We start from the raw sequence: 16,843 nt of genomic DNA on the forward strand, positions 1-16,843 counted from the left end.
CTGCGGCAGCTCCTACATATCCCTGTAGGAGCTGCCGCAGGCTGCGATCTTTTCTGGCGCGCGATTATATCGAGCCGAGCGGAAAGTTACTCCAGTGCTTTCCAGATCTCCGTGGCGTACTCACGAATCGTCCGGTCCGACGAGAACCAGCCCATCCGCGAAGTGTTCAGCACCGCCGAACGCCACCAGTTATTGGCGTCATGCCAGTGCGCTTCAACGCGTTTCTGTGCTTCCCAGTACGAGTCGAAGTCGGCGCAGACCAGGAAGCGGTCGTAATCCACCAGCGAATCGATCAACCCGGTGTAGCGCGAGGTGTCATCCGGCGAGAACACCCCACTGCGGATCGCTTGCAGCACATCGTTCAGACGATGCGACGCAGCGATGTCCGGCAAGGCGCTGAACTCGTGGTTCTGTTTGCGCGCTTCCACCTGTTGAGCGCTGAGGCCGAAGATAAACATGTGCTCGGCACCAATGCGCTCGCACATTTCCACGTTGGCGCCGTCGAGGGTACCGATGGTCAGCGCGCCGTTGAGGCCGAACTTCATGTTACTGGTGCCCGAGGCCTCGAAACCGGCAGTGGAGATCTGCTCGGACAAGTCCGCCGCCGGAATAATGCTCTCCGCCAGGCTGACGTTGTAGTTGGGCAGGAACACTACCTTCAACAAGCCGCGCACAGTCGGGTCGTTATTCACCACCCGCGCGATATCGTTGGTCAGCTTGATGATCAGTTTCGCTTGGTGATAACTCGCCGCCGCTTTACCGGCAAAGATTTTCACCCGTGGCACCCAGTCGACTTCCGGCTCGGCGCGAATCGCCTGATACAACGCCACGGTGTGCAGCAGGTTGAGCAACTGGCGTTTGTATTCGTGGATCCGTTTGACCTGCACGTCGAACATCGCCGCCGGATTGACGGCAATGCCCAAGCGTTCATGAATCAGATAAGCCAGCGCTTTTTTGCTGTGCAGGCGTTGTTCGGCGAAGGCTTTGCGGAACGCGGGCTTCTCGGCGAACGGTTCAAGATCGAGCAAGCGCTCTTCCGCGTTATCCAGCAGATCCGGGCCCAATGCGTCGACCAGCATCGAGGTCAGTTCCGAGTTGGCCTGATACAGCCAGCGGCGGAAAGTAATGCCGTTGGTTTTGTTGTTGATCCGCTCCGGATAGAGTTTGTGCAGTTCGGCGAACACGGTTTTACGCATCAATTGCGTGTGCAACCCGGACACGCCATTGACGCTGTGCGAACCGAGGAACGCGAGGTTGCCCATGCGCACCCGGCGACCGTTGTCTTCTTCGATCAGCGACACGGCACGGAGCACGTCGAAATCGTGAATGCCTTTGGCGCGCAGCGAATCGATGTGCTGGGCGTTGATCAGGTAAATGATCTGCATGTGCCGTGGCAGCATTCGCTCCATCAGGCCCACCGGCCACGTTTCCAGTGCTTCCGGCAGCAGCGTGTGGTTGGTGTAAGACAACGTGTCGACGGTGACTTGCCACGCGGCATCCCACGCGACGTCGTAGACGTCGACCAGTTGGCGCATCAGTTCGGCAACGGCAATCGATGGGTGGGTGTCGTTGAGCTGGATCGCGGCGTGATCGCCGAGGGTCAGCACCGAGGTATGCATGTTGCGGTGACGGCGCAGCAGATCCTGCAACGAGGCGGCGACGAAGAAATATTCCTGACGCAGGCGCAGCTCTTGCCCCGCTTCGGTGCTGTCCGCCGGGTAAAGCACGCGGGAGATACTCTCGGCGCGCGCCACTTCGGCGACGGCGCCCAAGTGGTCACCGGCGTTGAAGCGCTCAAGGTGCAAATCTTCCATGGCGCGGGCACGCCACAGGCGCAGCGTGTTGACGCTTGCCCCGCGCCAGCCAACCACCGGCGTGTCGTAAGCGATCGCGCGGACGGTTTCTGCCGGCGACCAGACTTGTTTGAATTTTCCAGAAGCATCGGTGACGGTTTCGACGCTGCCGCCGAAGCCGATGGAGTAGACGACCTCTGGCCGTTCGAACTCCCACGGGTTGCCAAAGTCCAGCCAGTGCTCGGTCTGCTCCTGTTGCCAGCCATCGACGATGGCCTGGCGGAACAAGCCGTGCTCATAACGAATGCCGTAACCGTGGCCGGCGATGCCGAGGGTCGACATGCTTTCCATGAAGCACGCCGCCAGACGACCGAGGCCGCCGTTGCCGAGCGCCGCATCGGGCTCCAGCAGGCGGATGCGCTCCAGATCAACGCCGAGTTCGGTCAACGCTTCACGGGCGACATCGAGCAGGCCGAGGTTACTCAGGCTGTCGTAGAGCAAACGGCCGATGAGGAATTCCAGCGAGAGGTAGTACACCCGTTTCTGGCCTTTGCGGTAGATCTGCCGGGTGTGGTCCATCCAGTGTTCGACCATGTGATCACGCGCAGCCAATGCGATGGCTTCGAACCAGTCATGGTCGAAGGCGTGATCGGGGTCTTTGCCCACCGCGTAGGTGAGTTTGGTCAGGACGGCGTCGCGGAATGCGGCCACCTCTGCTTCGCGAACTAGTGGTTCTTGAGTCATCAATGGGACCTCGAGCGAGCGGGGAATTGTCTGAGCCTAGACGGTCTGACCGACGGTCGAGGCTCTGGTTCGGCAGTATTTCCTGAGACTGTGAGATGGCCCGGCATTACCCTGGCGGATGAGCTAATGAATGCAGGGGCCGTGCCGAATTGTCCGGCAATGTGCCTGCACGCAGAAAAAATCTGGCGAAAGGTTGTTCAAAAATCCACCAGTCCCGGTATGATCGCGCGCCCTGATGCACACACGCCTGGTAACTCCCGATGATGAAGCCCAACCTGATTGCCGCCGCCGAGATCGATCGTCTCGATACGTGGGCAAAATACTCAGCCCCGATGTGCGGTTCCTGCGTGTCCAGCTGCTGCACGCTGCCGGTTGAGGTGAAGATCAAGGATCTGGTGCGCATCGGTGTGGTCGACGAGTTCGAACTCGGTGACCCGCCGAAGAACATCGCCAAGCGTCTGCAAAAGGAAGGCCTGGTCGAGCGCTTCAACCAGAAGTCCGGCATCTTCACCCTGCAGCGCATGAGCAACAACGATTGCTACTACCTGGATCGTAAGAGCCGCCTGTGCACCATTTATGACAAGCGCCCGGATACCTGCCGCAATCACCCGAAGATCGGGCCGCGTCCGGGGTATTGCGCGTACAAGCCGAAGGAAGTGGTGCGCGAGCAGAATTTCCGCGCCATCGAGAAGTTTTGATCGGCCCTGAGATTTTCAGCGGCTGATCGGCCGCCTTCGCTGGCAAGCCAGCTCCCACAATGATTGTGGTCGTACACATATTTTATATACGACCCAAAACCCTGTGGGAGCTGGCTTGCCAGCGATGGGGCCAGCACCAATACCGCCTGAACCCCAGACAAACAAAAACGCCCCCGGTCTCGCGACCGGGGGCGTTTTCATTCAGCCTGAACTAATGACTCAGTTCTTGGCTTTCTTGGCAGCGCGGGTACGCTCGCTTTCGTCCAGGATCTTCTTGCGAAGACGGATGGACTTAGGAGTAACTTCGCACAGCTCGTCTTCCTGGATGTATTCCAGAGCCTGTTCCAGAGTGAACTTCACTGGTGGAACCAGAGCGATGGTTTCGTCTTTACCCGAAGCACGCATGTTGTCGAGCTTCTTGCCCTTGGTAGGGTTAACGCCCAGGTCGTTGTCGCGGCTGTTCTGACCAACGATTTGACCGTTGTAGATCTCTTGACCGTGTTCTACGAACAGCTTGCCACGAGCCTGCAGGGTTTCCAGCGAGTAGGTCAGTGCCTTACCGGTTTCAACCGAAACCAGAACGCCGTTCTGACGGCCGGACATGTGGCCCGACTTGACAGTGTCGTAGCGATCGAAGATCGAGGTCAGGATGCCAGCACCGTTGGTCAGGGTCAGGAACTGGTTACGGAAACCGATCAGACCGCGAGCAGGGATGTTGTATTCCAGACGAACACGGCCCTTGCCATCAGGAACCATGTTGCTCAGGTCGCCCTTACGCAGACCCATCTCTTCCATCACCTTGCCCTGCGCTTCTTCAGGGATGTCGATGGTGACGTTTTCGAACGGCTCTTGCTTGACGCCGTCAACTTCACGAATGATCACTTCAGGACGGCCCAGGGCCAGCTCGAAGCCTTCGCGACGCATGGTTTCGATCAGTACCGAGAGGTGCAGCTCACCACGGCCGGAAACCTTGAACTTGTCAGCGGAGTCGCCTTCTTCAACGCGCAGTGCAACGTTGTACAGCAGCTCTTTGTCCAGACGGTCCTTGATGTTACGGGACGTCACGAACTTGCCTTCTTTACCGCAGAATGGCGAGTCGTTTACCTGGAAGGTCATCGAAACGGTTGGCTCGTCAACGGTCAGAGGCTTCATCGCCTCGACGGTGTCCGGGTGGCACAGGGTGTCGGAGATGAACAGCGAGTCCATACCGCTGATGCACACGATGTCGCCTGCTGCAGCTTCTTCAACGTCGATGCGGTGCAGACCGTGGTGACCCATCAGTTTCAGGATACGGCCGTTACGGCGCTTGCCGTCGGCACCGATCGCCACAACCGGGGTGTTCGGCTTGACGCGACCACGAGCGATACGGCCAACGCCGATAACACCCAGGAAGCTGTTGTAATCCAGAGCGGAGATCTGCATCTGGAACGCGCCGTCACGGTCAACGGCCGGAGGCGGAACGTGGTCGACTACCGCTTGGTACAGCGGGGTCATGTCTTCCGCCATGGCGGTGTGATCCAGACCGGCAATGCCGTTCAGGGCCGAAGCGTAAACAACCTGGAAGTCCAGTTGTTCTTCGGTAGCACCGAGGTTGTCGAACAGGTCGAAGATCTGGTCCAGAACCCAGTCCGGACGCGCGCCTGGACGGTCAACCTTGTTGATTACCACGATCGGACGCAGGCCGGCTTCGAAAGCCTTCTTGGTCACGAAACGGGTTTGCGGCATAGGGCCGTCTTGAGCGTCAACCAGCAGCAGAACGGAGTCAACCATCGACATTACGCGTTCAACTTCGCCGCCGAAGTCGGCGTGGCCCGGGGTGTCCACGATGTTGATGTGGTAGCCGTTCCAGTTGATGGCGGTGTTTTTCGCCAGAATGGTAATACCGCGCTCTTTTTCCTGGTCGTTGGAGTCCATCACGCGCTCGTCGTTGAGCTCGTTGCGCTCCAGAGTGCCGGATTGACGCAGGAGTTTGTCTACCAGGGTGGTTTTACCATGGTCAACGTGGGCAATGATGGCGATGTTACGTAGATTTTCGATCACTTGTGTATCTCGATCAGAGGATTCGGTTTGCTGACAAGTCTTGGCAGCGATTAGCAGTAGTGTCCGGCATGGCCGTTACAGCTTGACGGCGGTGTCGGGGGGCCGGTGACGCAGGCCACAGGCAAACAGCCCCGGGCACTTAGCTCGGTCGATAAACGCGCACATTGGCATGCCCCTCACTGAGCAAATGGTGAGCATGCAGGCGACTCATCACGCCTTTGTCGCAATACAGCAGGTACTGGCGAGTCGGATCCAGCTCCTTGAAACGAGCGTTCACTGCGTAGAACGGCATCGTCTGTACTTCTACGCCAGCGAGTTCCAGCGGCTCATCCTCGGCGGCATCCGGGTGACGGATGTCGATCACGATCTGGCCGGCCAATGCTTCGCTGACTTCTTCAATCTGTACGTCCTGGCCCAATTCGTCGATCACGCGATCGATCGGCACCAGTTTGGCGTTTTCGAGCGCACGCTCGAGCACCGCCATGTCGAATTCTTTCTCTTCGTGTTCAACGCGACCGCGTTTGGCGGCGGTCTTCGGGTTGACCGAAATGACCCCACAGTATTCCGGCATGTGCCGGGCAAAATCGGCGGTGCCGATCTCGTTGGCCGTGTCGATGATGTCCTGCTTGTGCGCCACGATCAGCGGACGCAGGACCAGTTTGTCGGTCACGCAGTCGATCACCGACAGGTTCGGCAGCGTCTGGCTCGACACCTGGGAGATCGCCTCGCCAGTGACCAGCGCCTCGATCTGCAGGCGGTCGGCGATGTTGGAGGCCGCGCGCAACATCATACGCTTCAATACGACGCCCATATGACTGTTATCGACTTTGCCGAGAATTTCGCCCAACACTTCTTCGAACGGAACACTGACAAATAGCACGCGTTGCGAGCTGCCGTACTTCTTCCAGATGAAATGCGCGACTTCCATCACGCCCAATTCATGGGCACGACCGCCCAGATTGAAGAAACAGAAGTGGGTCATCAGGCCGCGACGAATGATCTGGTAGGCCGCAACGGTCGAGTCAAAGCCGCCGGACATCAATACCAGCGTCTGCTCCAACGCACCGAGCGGATAGCCGCCGATGCCGTTGTGCTGGCTGTGAATCACAAACAACCGTTTGTCGCGAACTTCGATACGGACTTCGATTTCCGGCGCTTTCAGGTCGATTCCGGCGGCACCGCACTCACGGCGCAGCTTGCTGCCGACGTATTTTTCGACGTCCATCGAGCTGAAGGTGTGCTTGCCGGCACGCTTGCAGCGCACCGAGAAAATCTTCCCGGCCAGCGCCGCGCCGTAGTGCTCTTTGCACTTCTCGGTGATGTCGTCGAAGTCGCCCAGCGGGTACTCGTCGATCTGCAAAAAGTGCGCGATGCCCGGCATGCAGGTCAGGCGCTCACCCATCTCTTTCAAGGCTTTGGCGTCGGTAATGCGGGTTTCCAGCTCGAGATTGTCCCACACACCGTTCACCACCACGGCCGGGTCCAGGTCGCGGAGCACGGTGCGGATGTTCTTGGCCAACTGGCGGATGAATTTCGTCCGGACAGGTCGGCTTTTGATGGTGATCTCGGGGAAGACTTTTACGATTAGTTTCATGAAAACAGCGCGCGAACGGCCAGCCGAAAAAGGGGGGCGCGGATTATAGCGGAAATTGCTCAAGGTTTAACCAGTTAATGTGCAGAAGGTTTAGCATGCACCAAAACGGGTCATTTTCGATTTATAACGCTACATTAGAGGGCGAGATTTTCCACTTTCAGGCGCGCAGCACCTTAATAAGCGTGAATTTGGGGCAAAAAACCCATGCTGGGGCACTGGCATGCAATTTGCTCCCTTGTGAGGCAGGTTGCCTTGGCAGAGTATTCGCGCCGGCATCAACCAAATTCAAGGGCATCCACTACCAAGCCCGAAGCCACCCGGAGGACATATGTCGAAGACGGTTCAACTCATCAAAGATCATGACGTCAAGTGGATTGATCTGCGCTTCACGGACACCAAAGGTACTCAGCACCACGTGACCATGCCGGCCCGCGATGCTTTGGACGACGACTTCTTCGAAGTCGGCAAAATGTTCGACGGTTCCTCCATTGCTGGCTGGAAAGGCATCGAAGCCTCCGACATGATCCTGATGCCGGTTGACGAAACTGCCGTTCTCGACCCGTTCACCGAAGACGCCACCCTGATCCTGGTGTGCGACATCATCGAACCTTCGAGCATGCAAGGCTACGATCGCGACCCACGTGCGATCGCCAAGCGCGCCGAAGAACACCTGAAAGCCACCGGTATCGGTGACACCGTGTTCGCCGGTCCTGAGCCAGAATTCTTCATCTTTGACTCGGTGAAATTCAAGTCGGACATTTCCGGCTCGATGTTCAAGATCTACTCCGAGCAAGGTTCGTGGATGTCCGACCAGGACATCGAAGGCGGCAACAAGGGTCACCGTCCAGGCGTCAAAGGCGGCTACTTCCCGGTTCCACCGTTCGACCACGACCACGAAATCCGTACCTCCATGTGCAACGCACTGGAAGAAATGGGCCTGACCGTCGAAGTTCACCACCACGAAGTGGCGACTGCCGGCCAGAACGAAATCGGCGTCAAGTTCAACACCCTGGTGAAGAAAGCCGACGAAACCCAAACCCTGAAGTACGTTGTGCACAACGTTGCTGACGCCTACGGCCGCACCGCGACCTTCATGCCGAAGCCACTGTACGGCGACAACGGTTCGGGCATGCACGTACACATGTCGATCTGGAAAGACGGCAAGAACACCTTCGCAGGTGAAGGCTATGCCGGCCTGTCCGATACCGCTCTGTACTTCATCGGCGGCATCATCAAGCACGGTAAGGCCCTGAACGGCTTCACCAACCCGGCGACCAACTCCTACAAGCGTCTGGTGCCAGGCTTCGAAGCTCCGGTAATGCTGGCCTACTCGGCTCGCAACCGTTCCGCTTCGATCCGTATTCCTTACGTGTCGAGCCCGAAAGCCCGCCGTATCGAAGCACGTTTCCCGGATCCGGCTGCCAACCCGTACCTGGCCTTCGCTGCACTGCTGATGGCCGGTCTGGACGGCATCCAGAACAAGATCCACCCAGGCGACGCTGCTGACAAAAACCTGTACGACTTGCCGCCTGAAGAGGCGAAAGAGATCCCACAAGTTTGCGGCAGCCTGAAAGAAGCCCTGGAAGAGCTGGACAAGGGCCGCGCGTTCCTGACCAAGGGCGGCGTATTCTCCGACGACTTCATCGACGCTTACATCGCGCTGAAATCGGAAGAAGAAATCAAGGTTCGCACCTTCGTACACCCACTGGAATATGAGCTGTACTACAGCTGCTGATCCGGTAGCGCCGCGCTACGCGGCGTGACAAAAAGAGGCCTCCTTCGGGAGGCCTTTTTTGTGCGCGCGCATCCATGGATAATCCGCCGCCTCAGCGCCCGTTACCGGCGCCTTGACGAAGGGATTCGCATGAAGTGGTTATGGGCCATCGCCCTGACGGCCAGCCTCGCCTGCCAAACGGCCGGAGCGGCAGCGTTCTATGAAAACAAAACCCTGGCGCATCCGCTGATCGAGGGTTTGCAGGAAAGCTCGGCGACGCTGGCGTTCATCAAGGAAGCGGGGGGCGTCAAAGGTTATTACTGCATTTGCAATATGCCCAATGCCGAACCCCGTTTGCTTGACGATTTCGGCCAGGCGACCATCGAATCGGTTTTCCTCATGTCGCTCGACAGTGAGGATCCGACCCGCTTTGTGCTGTTCCGGCAGAACGAGCAATACCGAATCTACGCCTACAAGTACAACGACAACGATCACCTCTACAGCCGCGTCACGCGTCTGCAGCCAGCGCTGGATCGCATTACCGCAGGCCAGAAACACCTCGATGCCCTGACCATCAAGAAAGCACTGAGCCGAAACACCCCGCTGAACTATCGCTTCTACTATGAAGAGTCCGGCGTACCGGAGTTCGACCAACTCGATTTCAGCCAAGGAACACTGGTGAGCTATTACGGCCAGTACTACGACCCTCTGAGCAATCCCACACCGGACGACGAACCGTACTTCTACAAGAAAACCTATCAGGAAAAAGACGGTCGGTTTCTCACTGTTACCTTCTGGCGTTGGCTCGATGGCACCCTCGTCGAGGGTAACCGCACGCTCTACAACTATCAGGTCAGACGTATTGCCTGGGAAACCGCTCCGCTGAAATTCACCGGCAGCGAGGACGGCCAATCGGTGTCTTATGACTCCGGATCGATCTCGGCCAAAGGTGCCTACAAGCAGGGCGTACGTATCGGCCCGTGGTCTATTTCCAAAGACGAGAAATATTCGGCGTCCGGTCACTTTGCAGAGGGTAAACGGGAGGGACAATGGAGCATTTACCAGGACGGGCAGACGCTGGACGGCGAGTACCACAATGATTTGCGCGACGGCCGCTGGCAGCTTTCCAACTACGACGAGATGGAATGGGTCGCCACCGGATTCCAGACCTATGTCCATGGTCAACTCAACGGCCCGAGCGAACTGACCATCGCCGGCAAGACCGAGCGCGGCAATTATGTCGACGATAAACGCCAAGGCCCATGGGAAACCAAAGCAGGAAACGGCGACTACACGAATGATCTGCAAAGCGGCCCGTGGACACTCAAGACTGACAACGGACACACTCAAACCGTGAACTTCGTCGCCGGCAAAAAAGAAGGCGAGCTGCGCGATTTCGACGCCAATGGTGTGTTGACCTACATCGAGCATTACAAGACGGGCGTCCTGTCCGGCAGTCGCGAGAGCGTGCTTGCGGCAGGCGCCTCACGATAGGGCCCGGGGCCATTTGTGTGAGCTGATGTTGAGGCGGTTGGGCTTACCGCTGCCTCTGGCCTATGCTGCAAGCCAATCTCACTGCTGATCGGTTGCATCCATGGGTCGTGGTTTTCTATTTCTCCTACTGGTGATCGCCCTGCCCGTCGCGGCGCAGATCTACAAGTACACCGACGCCAACGGCCACACGGTGTACAGCGATCACTCGCCGGACGGCGTGCAGGCGCAACCGGTGGAATTGCCGCCGCTCAATCGGGTCGAGCCGCAAGCGCCGAGCGCACCGGCCGCGCCTGAGCCCGACACTCGTGAACCTGCGCGCAACGCCTACGACATTCTTGAACTCGCCGGCCTGCCCACTGAAGAAGCCTTGCGCGCCAACAACGGCACCTTCACTGTCAATGTGCTGATCAAACCGCGTCTGCAGGCGCCGCATCAATTACGGCTGGTGCTCGACGATGAACCGTACGGTCAGCCGAGCAACGTGCCAATCCTGCAGTTGGTGAATGTTGACCGGGGTGAGCATCGACTGGCCGTCCAGGTCATCGACGGGCAAACAATCGTTCAGCAAAGCCCGCCCGTGGCCTTCACTGTGCAGCGAGTACACAAGCCATGATTCGCGCGTGGCTGATCGCCGCTTTGGCCATGATGACGTTGCAAGCCTCGGCAGAGGTCTTTACCTACGTCGATGCGCAGGGCAATCGCGTTTATACCGACCAGCCACGCGGCAATGCCAAGCGTGTGCCCATCGCCACCAGCAATCGCATGTCGGCCAATCCAACGGCCGCCGCGCCGATCACCACGGCGAAGAAATCCCCGGAACAACCGCCGTTCCACTACGACATGCTGCGCATTCTGGTGCCCGAACCCGATGCCACGATTCGCAGCAGCGCCGGCGAAGTCATCGTCAGCGTCACCAGCGAACCGGGCCTGCAAAAAGGGCATCGTTATCGGCTGTTGCTGGATGGTCAGGCCACTGGCGAGCCCGGCCTGACGCCAGTCTTCCCGCTGAGCAATATCGATCGTGGCAGCCACAACCTTTCGGTGGAAATCCTCGACGCCGAAGGGCGGACGGTCGAGCGCACCGCTAACCAACCCTTCCACATGCTGCGCATCTCCCTCGCGCAGAAACGCCAGGTCAAACCGTGCGTTGCCGACGATTACGGGGTTCGCCCGGAATGTCCGCTCAAAGACAAACCCGAAGAGCCGAAAAACCCCTTCCTGCGTTTCTTCTAACGCCGTTCAGCTTTGCGCACTATATTGGTGCAATAGGCTGCACCGTACTCATATTCCAACCCATTTTGGTTCGAAACTTCCCGTTCGCGCCGGCCGAATGCCACGCAAACGAGCGTCAAACGCCCGTTTCAGGCGTCGAACGCTTCTTTTCAGAGCCTTGGTTTGGTTTTTGCATTTTCCCGATACCGACGCTTGCTTGTTGCGCACGCTCCGCCCCCAAAAGAGGCTCCGATGACCATTAGCGACGCAATCCACCGTTTGCTGCTCGACAACCTGACCACCGCCACCATCCTGCTCGACGCCGAATTGCGCCTCGAGTACATGAACCCGGCGGCGGAGATGCTGCTCGCCATCAGCGGGCAGCGCAGCCATGGGCAGTTCATCAGCGAGCTGTTCACCGAATCTACCGAGGCGCTGAATTCCCTGCGCCAAGCCGTGGAACAGGCGCATCCGTTCACCAAACGCGAAGCGATGCTCACCGCCCTCACCGGCCAGACGTTGACCGTGGATTACGCGGTGACGCCGATCCTCAGTAATGGCGCGACCATGCTCCTGCTGGAAGTCCACCCGCGTGACCGCTTGCTGCGGATCACCAAGGAAGAGGCGCAAATCTCCAAACAGGAAACCAGCAAAATGCTGGTGCGCGGCCTCGCCCACGAGATCAAGAACCCGCTGGGCGGCATCCGTGGCGCCGCGCAATTGCTGGCCCGCGAACTGCCGGAAGACAGCCTGCGCGATTACACCAACGTAATCATTGAAGAGGCCGATCGCCTGCGCAATCTGGTCGATCGCATGCTCGGTTCGAACAAGCTGCCGTCGTTGGCAATGTGCAACATTCACGAGGTACTGGAACGCGTCGGCCATCTGGTCGAGGCCGAAAGTCAGGGCTGCATCACCTTGGTGCGCGATTACGACCCAAGCATTCCCGACGTGTTGATCGACCGCGAGCAAATGATTCAGGCCGTGTTGAACATCGTGCGCAACGCGATGCAGGCAATCAGCAGCCAGAACGAGCTGCGCCTGGGCCGCATCAGCCTGCGTACCCGGGCCATGCGCCAGTTCACCATCGGCCACGTCCGCCATCGCCTGGTGACCAAGATCGAGATCATCGACAACGGCCCCGGGATCCCCGCGGAACTTCAGGAAACCATTTTCTTTCCCATGGTCAGCGGACGCCCGGACGGTACCGGGCTCGGCCTGGCCATTACCCAGAACATCATCAGCCAGCACCAGGGCCTGATCGAGTGTGACAGCCATCCAGGCCACACCACCTTCTCGATCTTTCTGCCACTGGAACAAGGAGCCACATCGACATGAGCCGTAGTGAAACCGTGTGGATCGTCGATGACGACCGTTCTATCCGTTGGGTGCTGGAAAAGGCCTTGCAGCAGGAAGGCATGACCACGCAGAGCTTCGACAGCGCTGATGGCGTGATGAGTCGCCTGGCCCGTCAGCAGCCTGACGTGATCATTTCCGACATTCGTATGCCGGGTGCCAGCGGCCTGGACTTGTTGGCACGGATTCGCGAGCAGCACCCACGGTTGCCGGTCATCATCATGACCGCTCACTCCGATCTGGACAGCGCTGTCGCCTCCTATCAGGGCGGCGCTTTCGAATACTTGCCCAAGCCGTTCGACGTTGATGAAGCGGTGTCGCTGGTCAAACGTGCCAACCAGCACGCGCAAGAACAGCAAGGCCTGGAAGTTGTACCGGCGCTGACCCGCACCCCGGAAATCATCGGCGAAGCGCCGGCGATGCAGGAAGTGTTTCGCGCCATCGGGCGCTTGAGCCACTCCAACATCACCGTGTTGATCAACGGTGAATCGGGTACTGGTAAAGAACTGGTCGCCCACGCCCTGCACCGCCACAGCCCACGCGCGGCCTCGCCGTTTATTGCGCTGAACATGGCGGCGATCCCCAAGGATCTGATGGAGTCCGAGCTGTTCGGCCATGAGAAAGGCGCGTTCACCGGCGCGGCGAATCTGCGTCGCGGGCGTTTTGAGCAGGCTGACGGCGGCACGCTGTTCCTCGATGAAATCGGTGACATGCCGGCGGATACGCAAACCCGTTTGCTACGGGTTCTGGCGGATGGCGAGTTCTATCGCGTTGGCGGGCATGTGCCGGTCAAGGTCGATGTGCGCATCATCGCCGCGACGCACCAGAACCTGGAAACCCTGGTGCACGCCGGCAAATTCCGTGAGGACTTGTTCCATCGCCTCAATGTGATCCGCATCCACATCCCGCGCCTGTCGGACCGTCGCGAAGACATTCCGACCCTGGCCAAGCATTTCCTCAGCCGCGCCGCGCAGGAACTGGCGGTCGAGCCGAAGCTGCTGAAAAGCGAGACCGAGGAATACCTGAAGAACCTGCCGTGGGGCGGCAACGTGCGCCAGCTGGAGAATACCTGCCGCTGGATCACCGTAATGGCGTCCGGACGCGAAGTACACATCAGCGACCTGCCGCCAGAGCTGCTCAACCTGCCGCAGGACTCGGCACCGGTGACCAACTGGGAGCAGGCGCTGCGCCAGTGGGCCGACCAAGCCTTGGCGCGTGGCCAGTCGAGCTTGCTCGACAGCGCGGTGCCGGCGTTTGAGCGGATCATGATCGAGACGGCGCTGAAGCACACGGCCGGACGTCGGCGTGATGCGGCGGTGTTGCTGGGTTGGGGGCGTAATACCCTGACGCGCAAGATCAAGGAGTTGGGGATGAAGGTTGATGGTGCGGATGATGATGAGGGGGATGAGGGTTAACTCGGCACTCTAGTCGTCCGCGAAAAGATCGCAGCCTGCGGCAGCTCCTACATTGAACCCATGTAGGAGCTGCCGCAGGCTGCGATCTTTTTGTTTGCGTGCACCGCCAAAAGGCACGACGACCCGCAATCGGGCATAACAACCGGATCAAAAAAAACCCAAACAGAACTCGAAAAACAACCGCCCAAAACCACGAAAGCCCCGAATTCCGGGGCTTTCGCGTTTCTCATCAGCTTTTTTGTTTCAACAAATTAAAACCTGGCACGCCCCCTGCAATACCTCTCACAGGTGATTCGTTTCACCACCCGTTTCGGGGACCTTGGTACAGGCAGGCCGGGGATTCCCCTCTTTACATCGGGCTCACACCGCAACGCGGCGAGCCCATCCTTTTGGGGCTCTTGGTACAGGCAGGCCGGGGGTTCCCTCTTTACACCGGACCGACGCGTCACGCGAAGTCCATCCCGTTTTGGGAACCCTGATACAGGCAGGTCAGGGATTCCCGCTTTTATTGCTCCCTCAGATGAATCTCCAGGCGCCAGCGGTCATCGACCGCACTGCCGGCCCAGTCACCCTGCAGCGGCCGCGCCGCCAGCACCGTCAGCAACAACCCACCGTCACTCGCTCGCGTCCGCCAATTGACGTCTTTGCCGTTGAGCTTGAGCTGGCCCTTCTGCGCCGGCCCCTCAGCCTGGAACAACAGCGCCACCGTGCCATCGATGACTTCGCCATGCAGCTTCGGCTCGTTGTTGAACCACACCAGCAAACCGCCGTCAGTCATCTCGATCTGCTGCAACACTGTCGGATCCGGCGTGGTCAGGCGGCCAATCATCAAGCCGATCATCACGCCGACAATCGCCAGCGAAGCGATCACACGCGGGAATAGTTTCGAACGGTTGTCCACAGGCGGCGTAGAATGCCGCTCATCTTTACCTTCGGAGCCGTGCATGTTTCACGTCATCCTTTTTCAACCAGAAATTCCGCCGAATACCGGCAACGTTATCAGGCTGTGCGCCAACAGCGGCTGCCACCTGCATTTGATCGAACCGCTGGGCTTCGAGATGGACGACAAGCGCTTGCGCCGTGCCGGTCTCGATTACCACGAATATGCCACTCTGCAACGTCACGCCGATCTCGCCAGTTGCCTGGCAAGCATCGGTAACCCTCGGGTGTTTGCGTTCACCACCAAGGGCTCGCGACCGTTTCATGATGCGGCGTTTGTCCCGGGCGATGCGTTCATTTTCGGCCCGGAAAGCCGTGGCTTGCCGCCGGAAGTGCTCGACGCCCTGCCCGCTGAACAGCGCCTGCGCCTGCCCATGCGTGAAGGCTGCCGCAGCCTGAACCTGTCCAACACCGTCGCGGTCGCCGTGTACGAAGCCTGGCGCCAGAACGACTTCAAATAACTACACACCTGATCGTTCCCACGCTCTGCGTGGGAATGCAGCCCGTGACGCTCCGCGTCACTGGACGCGGAGCGTCCCCAGAGGCATTCCCACGCGGAGCGTGGGAACGATCAGCCAAGAAAAAAGCGCCTGTTACGGCGCTTTTTTCGTTGTAGCCAGGACCGTTTATTGAACGGTTGGCGTCTCGCCGCTTTCCTGCATGCGCTGCAATTCTTGCGCGTACAGGGCGTCGAAGTTCACCGGCGCCAGCATCAGCGCTGGGAACGAACCGCGGGTCACCAGGCTGTCCAGGGTTTCGCGTGCGTACGGGAACAGGATGTTCGGGCAGAACGCACCCAGGGTGTGGCTCATCGAAGCCGCGTCGAGGTTTTTAATCAGGAAGATACCGGCCTGTTGCACTTCAGCGATGAAGGCCACTTCGTCACCGTTTTTCACGGTCACGGACAGGGTCAGTACGACTTCGTAGAAATCGCCTTCGAGTTCTTTCTGGCGAGTGTTCAGATCCAGACCAACGGTCGGATCCCACTGCTGACGGAAGATCGCCGGGCTTTTCGGGGCTTCGAAGGACAGGTCGCGAACGTAGATGCGCTGCAAGGAGAATTGCGGTGCGGTTTCTTCTTCGCTGGCTGCAGTGTTCTGTTGGTCAGTCATCTCAGATCCTTTCTGATCTTGGGTCTTTTAGGGAGTGCTGTACGTGGGTGCAGCCGTTCAGGCCTTGAGCAGCGCGTCGAGCTTGCCGGCGCGCTCCAGGGCATACAAATCGTCACAACCGCCGATGTGCTTGCTGCCGATCCAGATCTGCGGCACGGACGTGCGTCCGGCTTTCTGGGCCATTTCGGCGCGCACCTGCGGCTTGCCATCGACCTTGATCTCTTTGAACGCCACGCCTTTGTTCTCGAGCAGGTACTTGGCTCGCGAGCAATAAGGGCAGTAATCGCTGGAGTAGACGATGACTTCGCTCATATCACTTCACCAGCGGCAGGTTGTCGCCTTTCCAGCTGGAGATCCCGCCGGACAGCTTGGCGGCGGTGAAGCCGGATTTCATCAGCTCGCGGGCGTGGGTGCCGGCGGTCTGGCCCAGGGCGTCGACCAGAATAATGGTCTTGGCCTTGTGCTTTTCCAGCTCGGCGGTGCGCGCAGCCAGTTTGTCCTGGGGAATGTTGATCGCGCCAACGATGTGGCCGGCAGCGAAATCCTTGGCCGGACGGATGTCCACCACTACTCCTGCGTCTTTGTTGACCAGTGCAGTCAGCTCACCGGTGCTCAGGCTTTTACCGCCGCCCTGCATCGTGTGCGCCAGCAGCAGAGCCAGCAGTACGACGAAGATACCGACAAGAATGTAGTGGTTAGTGGCAAATTCAATCAGGTGAGCAACCATCGAAG

15 protein-coding genes are annotated in these 16,843 nt (G+C 59.0%); 8 read left to right on the forward strand and 7 right to left on the reverse strand.

Features of this window, described 5'->3' with window-relative positions; all coding sequences use genetic code 11:
• Positions 1-86: 86 nt before the first annotated feature.
• A complete protein-coding gene (locus tag EJA70_RS08450) occupies positions 87-2,537 on the reverse strand; it encodes a glycogen/starch/alpha-glucan phosphorylase (protein WP_158830464.1) in 2,451 nt (816 codons plus the stop codon).
• A 260-nt stretch (positions 2,538-2,797) separates the two neighbouring features.
• On the opposite strand from EJA70_RS08450, the gene EJA70_RS08455 reads away from it, so the two are divergent.
• The gene (locus EJA70_RS08455; protein ID WP_038359983.1) at positions 2,798-3,235 is read left to right on the forward strand and encodes a YkgJ family cysteine cluster protein; all 438 of its coding nucleotides are present in this window, start codon (positions 2,798-2,800) and stop codon (positions 3,233-3,235) included.
• Positions 3,236-3,454: 219 nt separating this feature from the next.
• Here EJA70_RS08455 and typA read toward each other — a convergent pair whose 3' ends face one another.
• Together typA and thiI are read right to left on the reverse strand one after the other, a co-directional pair.
• Complete coding sequence (typA, locus tag EJA70_RS08460; protein ID WP_008080572.1) at positions 3,455-5,275, reverse strand: translational GTPase TypA; 1,821 nt, start codon at positions 5,273-5,275, stop codon at positions 3,455-3,457.
• Positions 5,276-5,414: 139 nt separating this feature from the next.
• The gene (gene thiI / locus EJA70_RS08465; RefSeq protein ID WP_008080571.1) at positions 5,415-6,869 is read right to left on the reverse strand and encodes a tRNA uracil 4-sulfurtransferase ThiI; all 1,455 of its coding nucleotides are present in this window, start codon (positions 6,867-6,869) and stop codon (positions 5,415-5,417) included.
• 328 nt (positions 6,870-7,197) lie between these two features.
• Here thiI and glnA point away from each other — a divergent pair, with 328 nt between their 5' ends.
• From glnA to ntrC, 6 genes are all read left to right on the forward strand, one after another.
• The gene (gene glnA / locus EJA70_RS08470; RefSeq protein ID WP_008080570.1) at positions 7,198-8,604 is read left to right on the forward strand and encodes a type I glutamate--ammonia ligase; all 1,407 of its coding nucleotides are present in this window, start codon (positions 7,198-7,200) and stop codon (positions 8,602-8,604) included.
• A 129-nt stretch (positions 8,605-8,733) separates the two neighbouring features.
• Entirely contained in the window at positions 8,734-10,077 is a 1,344-nt protein-coding gene (locus EJA70_RS08475; RefSeq protein ID WP_256677648.1) for a hypothetical protein, read from the forward strand.
• Positions 10,078-10,177: 100 nt separating this feature from the next.
• On the forward strand, positions 10,178-10,690 hold the full coding sequence (locus EJA70_RS08480; protein ID WP_158830466.1) for a DUF4124 domain-containing protein: 513 nt from the start codon (positions 10,178-10,180) through the stop codon (positions 10,688-10,690).
• The gene (locus tag EJA70_RS08485) at positions 10,687-11,310 is read left to right on the forward strand and encodes a DUF4124 domain-containing protein (RefSeq protein ID WP_158830467.1); all 624 of its coding nucleotides are present in this window, start codon (positions 10,687-10,689) and stop codon (positions 11,308-11,310) included. The genes EJA70_RS08480 and EJA70_RS08485 overlap by 4 nt, the downstream gene beginning before the upstream one ends.
• 231 nt (positions 11,311-11,541) lie before the next feature.
• Positions 11,542-12,627, forward strand: coding sequence for a nitrogen regulation protein NR(II) (gene glnL, locus EJA70_RS08490; RefSeq protein ID WP_008080566.1), 1,086 nt, complete (start codon positions 11,542-11,544; stop codon positions 12,625-12,627).
• A complete protein-coding gene (gene ntrC, locus EJA70_RS08495; RefSeq protein ID WP_008080565.1) occupies positions 12,624-14,060 on the forward strand; it encodes a nitrogen regulation protein NR(I) in 1,437 nt (478 codons plus the stop codon). Before glnL ends, ntrC begins: the two co-directional genes overlap by 4 nt.
• Before the next feature lie 505 nt (positions 14,061-14,565).
• On the opposite strand, the gene EJA70_RS08500 is transcribed toward ntrC, so the two are convergent.
• Positions 14,566-15,006, reverse strand: coding sequence for a hypothetical protein (locus EJA70_RS08500; RefSeq protein WP_158830468.1), 441 nt, complete (start codon positions 15,004-15,006; stop codon positions 14,566-14,568).
• On the opposite strand from EJA70_RS08500, the gene EJA70_RS08505 reads away from it, so the two are divergent.
• Positions 15,005-15,460: a tRNA (cytidine(34)-2'-O)-methyltransferase gene (locus EJA70_RS08505; RefSeq protein ID WP_008080563.1), complete on the forward strand. Its 456-nt coding sequence runs from the start codon at positions 15,005-15,007 to the stop codon at positions 15,458-15,460. The genes EJA70_RS08500 and EJA70_RS08505 overlap by 2 nt on opposite strands.
• 165 nt (positions 15,461-15,625) lie before the next feature.
• Here EJA70_RS08505 and secB read toward each other — a convergent pair whose 3' ends face one another.
• Genes secB through EJA70_RS08520 form a run of 3 tightly spaced genes read right to left on the reverse strand, consistent with a single transcriptional unit; the run spans position 15,626 to position 16,838 of the window.
• Entirely contained in the window at positions 15,626-16,111 is a 486-nt protein-coding gene (gene secB, locus EJA70_RS08510; RefSeq protein WP_008080562.1) for a protein-export chaperone SecB, read from the reverse strand.
• A 57-nt stretch (positions 16,112-16,168) separates the two neighbouring features.
• Positions 16,169-16,423, reverse strand: coding sequence for a glutaredoxin 3 (grxC, locus tag EJA70_RS08515; RefSeq protein WP_008080561.1), 255 nt, complete (start codon positions 16,421-16,423; stop codon positions 16,169-16,171).
• A 1-nt stretch (position 16,424) separates the two neighbouring features.
• Complete coding sequence (locus tag EJA70_RS08520) at positions 16,425-16,838, reverse strand: rhodanese-like domain-containing protein (protein ID WP_008080560.1); 414 nt, start codon at positions 16,836-16,838, stop codon at positions 16,425-16,427.
• Between the last annotated feature and the right edge of the window lie 5 nt (positions 16,839-16,843).

Source organism: Pseudomonas sp. PB103 (assembly GCF_009764635.1).
Taxonomy (GTDB): domain Bacteria; phylum Pseudomonadota; class Gammaproteobacteria; order Pseudomonadales; family Pseudomonadaceae; genus Aquipseudomonas.

Excerpts from the sequence above, each read along its gene's own strand:
- secB (WP_008080562.1), bottom strand. The coding sequence starts at position 16,111 with ATGACTGACCAACAGAACACTGCAGCCAGCGAAGAAGAAACCGCACCG.
- EJA70_RS08480 (WP_158830466.1), top strand. The coding sequence starts at position 10,178 with ATGGGTCGTGGTTTTCTATTTCTCCTACTGGTGATCGCCCTGCCCGTC.
- EJA70_RS08450 (WP_158830464.1), bottom strand. The coding sequence starts at position 2,537 with ATGACTCAAGAACCACTAGTTCGCGAAGCAGAGGTGGCCGCATTCCGC.
- EJA70_RS08520 (WP_008080560.1), bottom strand. The coding sequence starts at position 16,838 with ATGGTTGCTCACCTGATTGAATTTGCCACTAACCACTACATTCTTGTC.
- EJA70_RS08475 (WP_256677648.1), top strand. The coding sequence starts at position 8,734 with ATGAAGTGGTTATGGGCCATCGCCCTGACGGCCAGCCTCGCCTGCCAA.
- glnL (WP_008080566.1), top strand. The coding sequence starts at position 11,542 with ATGACCATTAGCGACGCAATCCACCGTTTGCTGCTCGACAACCTGACC.
- EJA70_RS08485 (WP_158830467.1), top strand. The coding sequence starts at position 10,687 with ATGATTCGCGCGTGGCTGATCGCCGCTTTGGCCATGATGACGTTGCAA.
- EJA70_RS08455 (WP_038359983.1), top strand. The coding sequence starts at position 2,798 with ATGATGAAGCCCAACCTGATTGCCGCCGCCGAGATCGATCGTCTCGAT.
- thiI (WP_008080571.1), bottom strand. The coding sequence starts at position 6,869 with ATGAAACTAATCGTAAAAGTCTTCCCCGAGATCACCATCAAAAGCCGA.
- grxC (WP_008080561.1), bottom strand. The coding sequence starts at position 16,423 with ATGAGCGAAGTCATCGTCTACTCCAGCGATTACTGCCCTTATTGCTCG.
- glnA (WP_008080570.1), top strand. The coding sequence starts at position 7,198 with ATGTCGAAGACGGTTCAACTCATCAAAGATCATGACGTCAAGTGGATT.
- EJA70_RS08500 (WP_158830468.1), bottom strand. The coding sequence starts at position 15,006 with ATGCACGGCTCCGAAGGTAAAGATGAGCGGCATTCTACGCCGCCTGTG.
- EJA70_RS08505 (WP_008080563.1), top strand. The coding sequence starts at position 15,005 with ATGTTTCACGTCATCCTTTTTCAACCAGAAATTCCGCCGAATACCGGC.
- ntrC (WP_008080565.1), top strand. The coding sequence starts at position 12,624 with ATGAGCCGTAGTGAAACCGTGTGGATCGTCGATGACGACCGTTCTATC.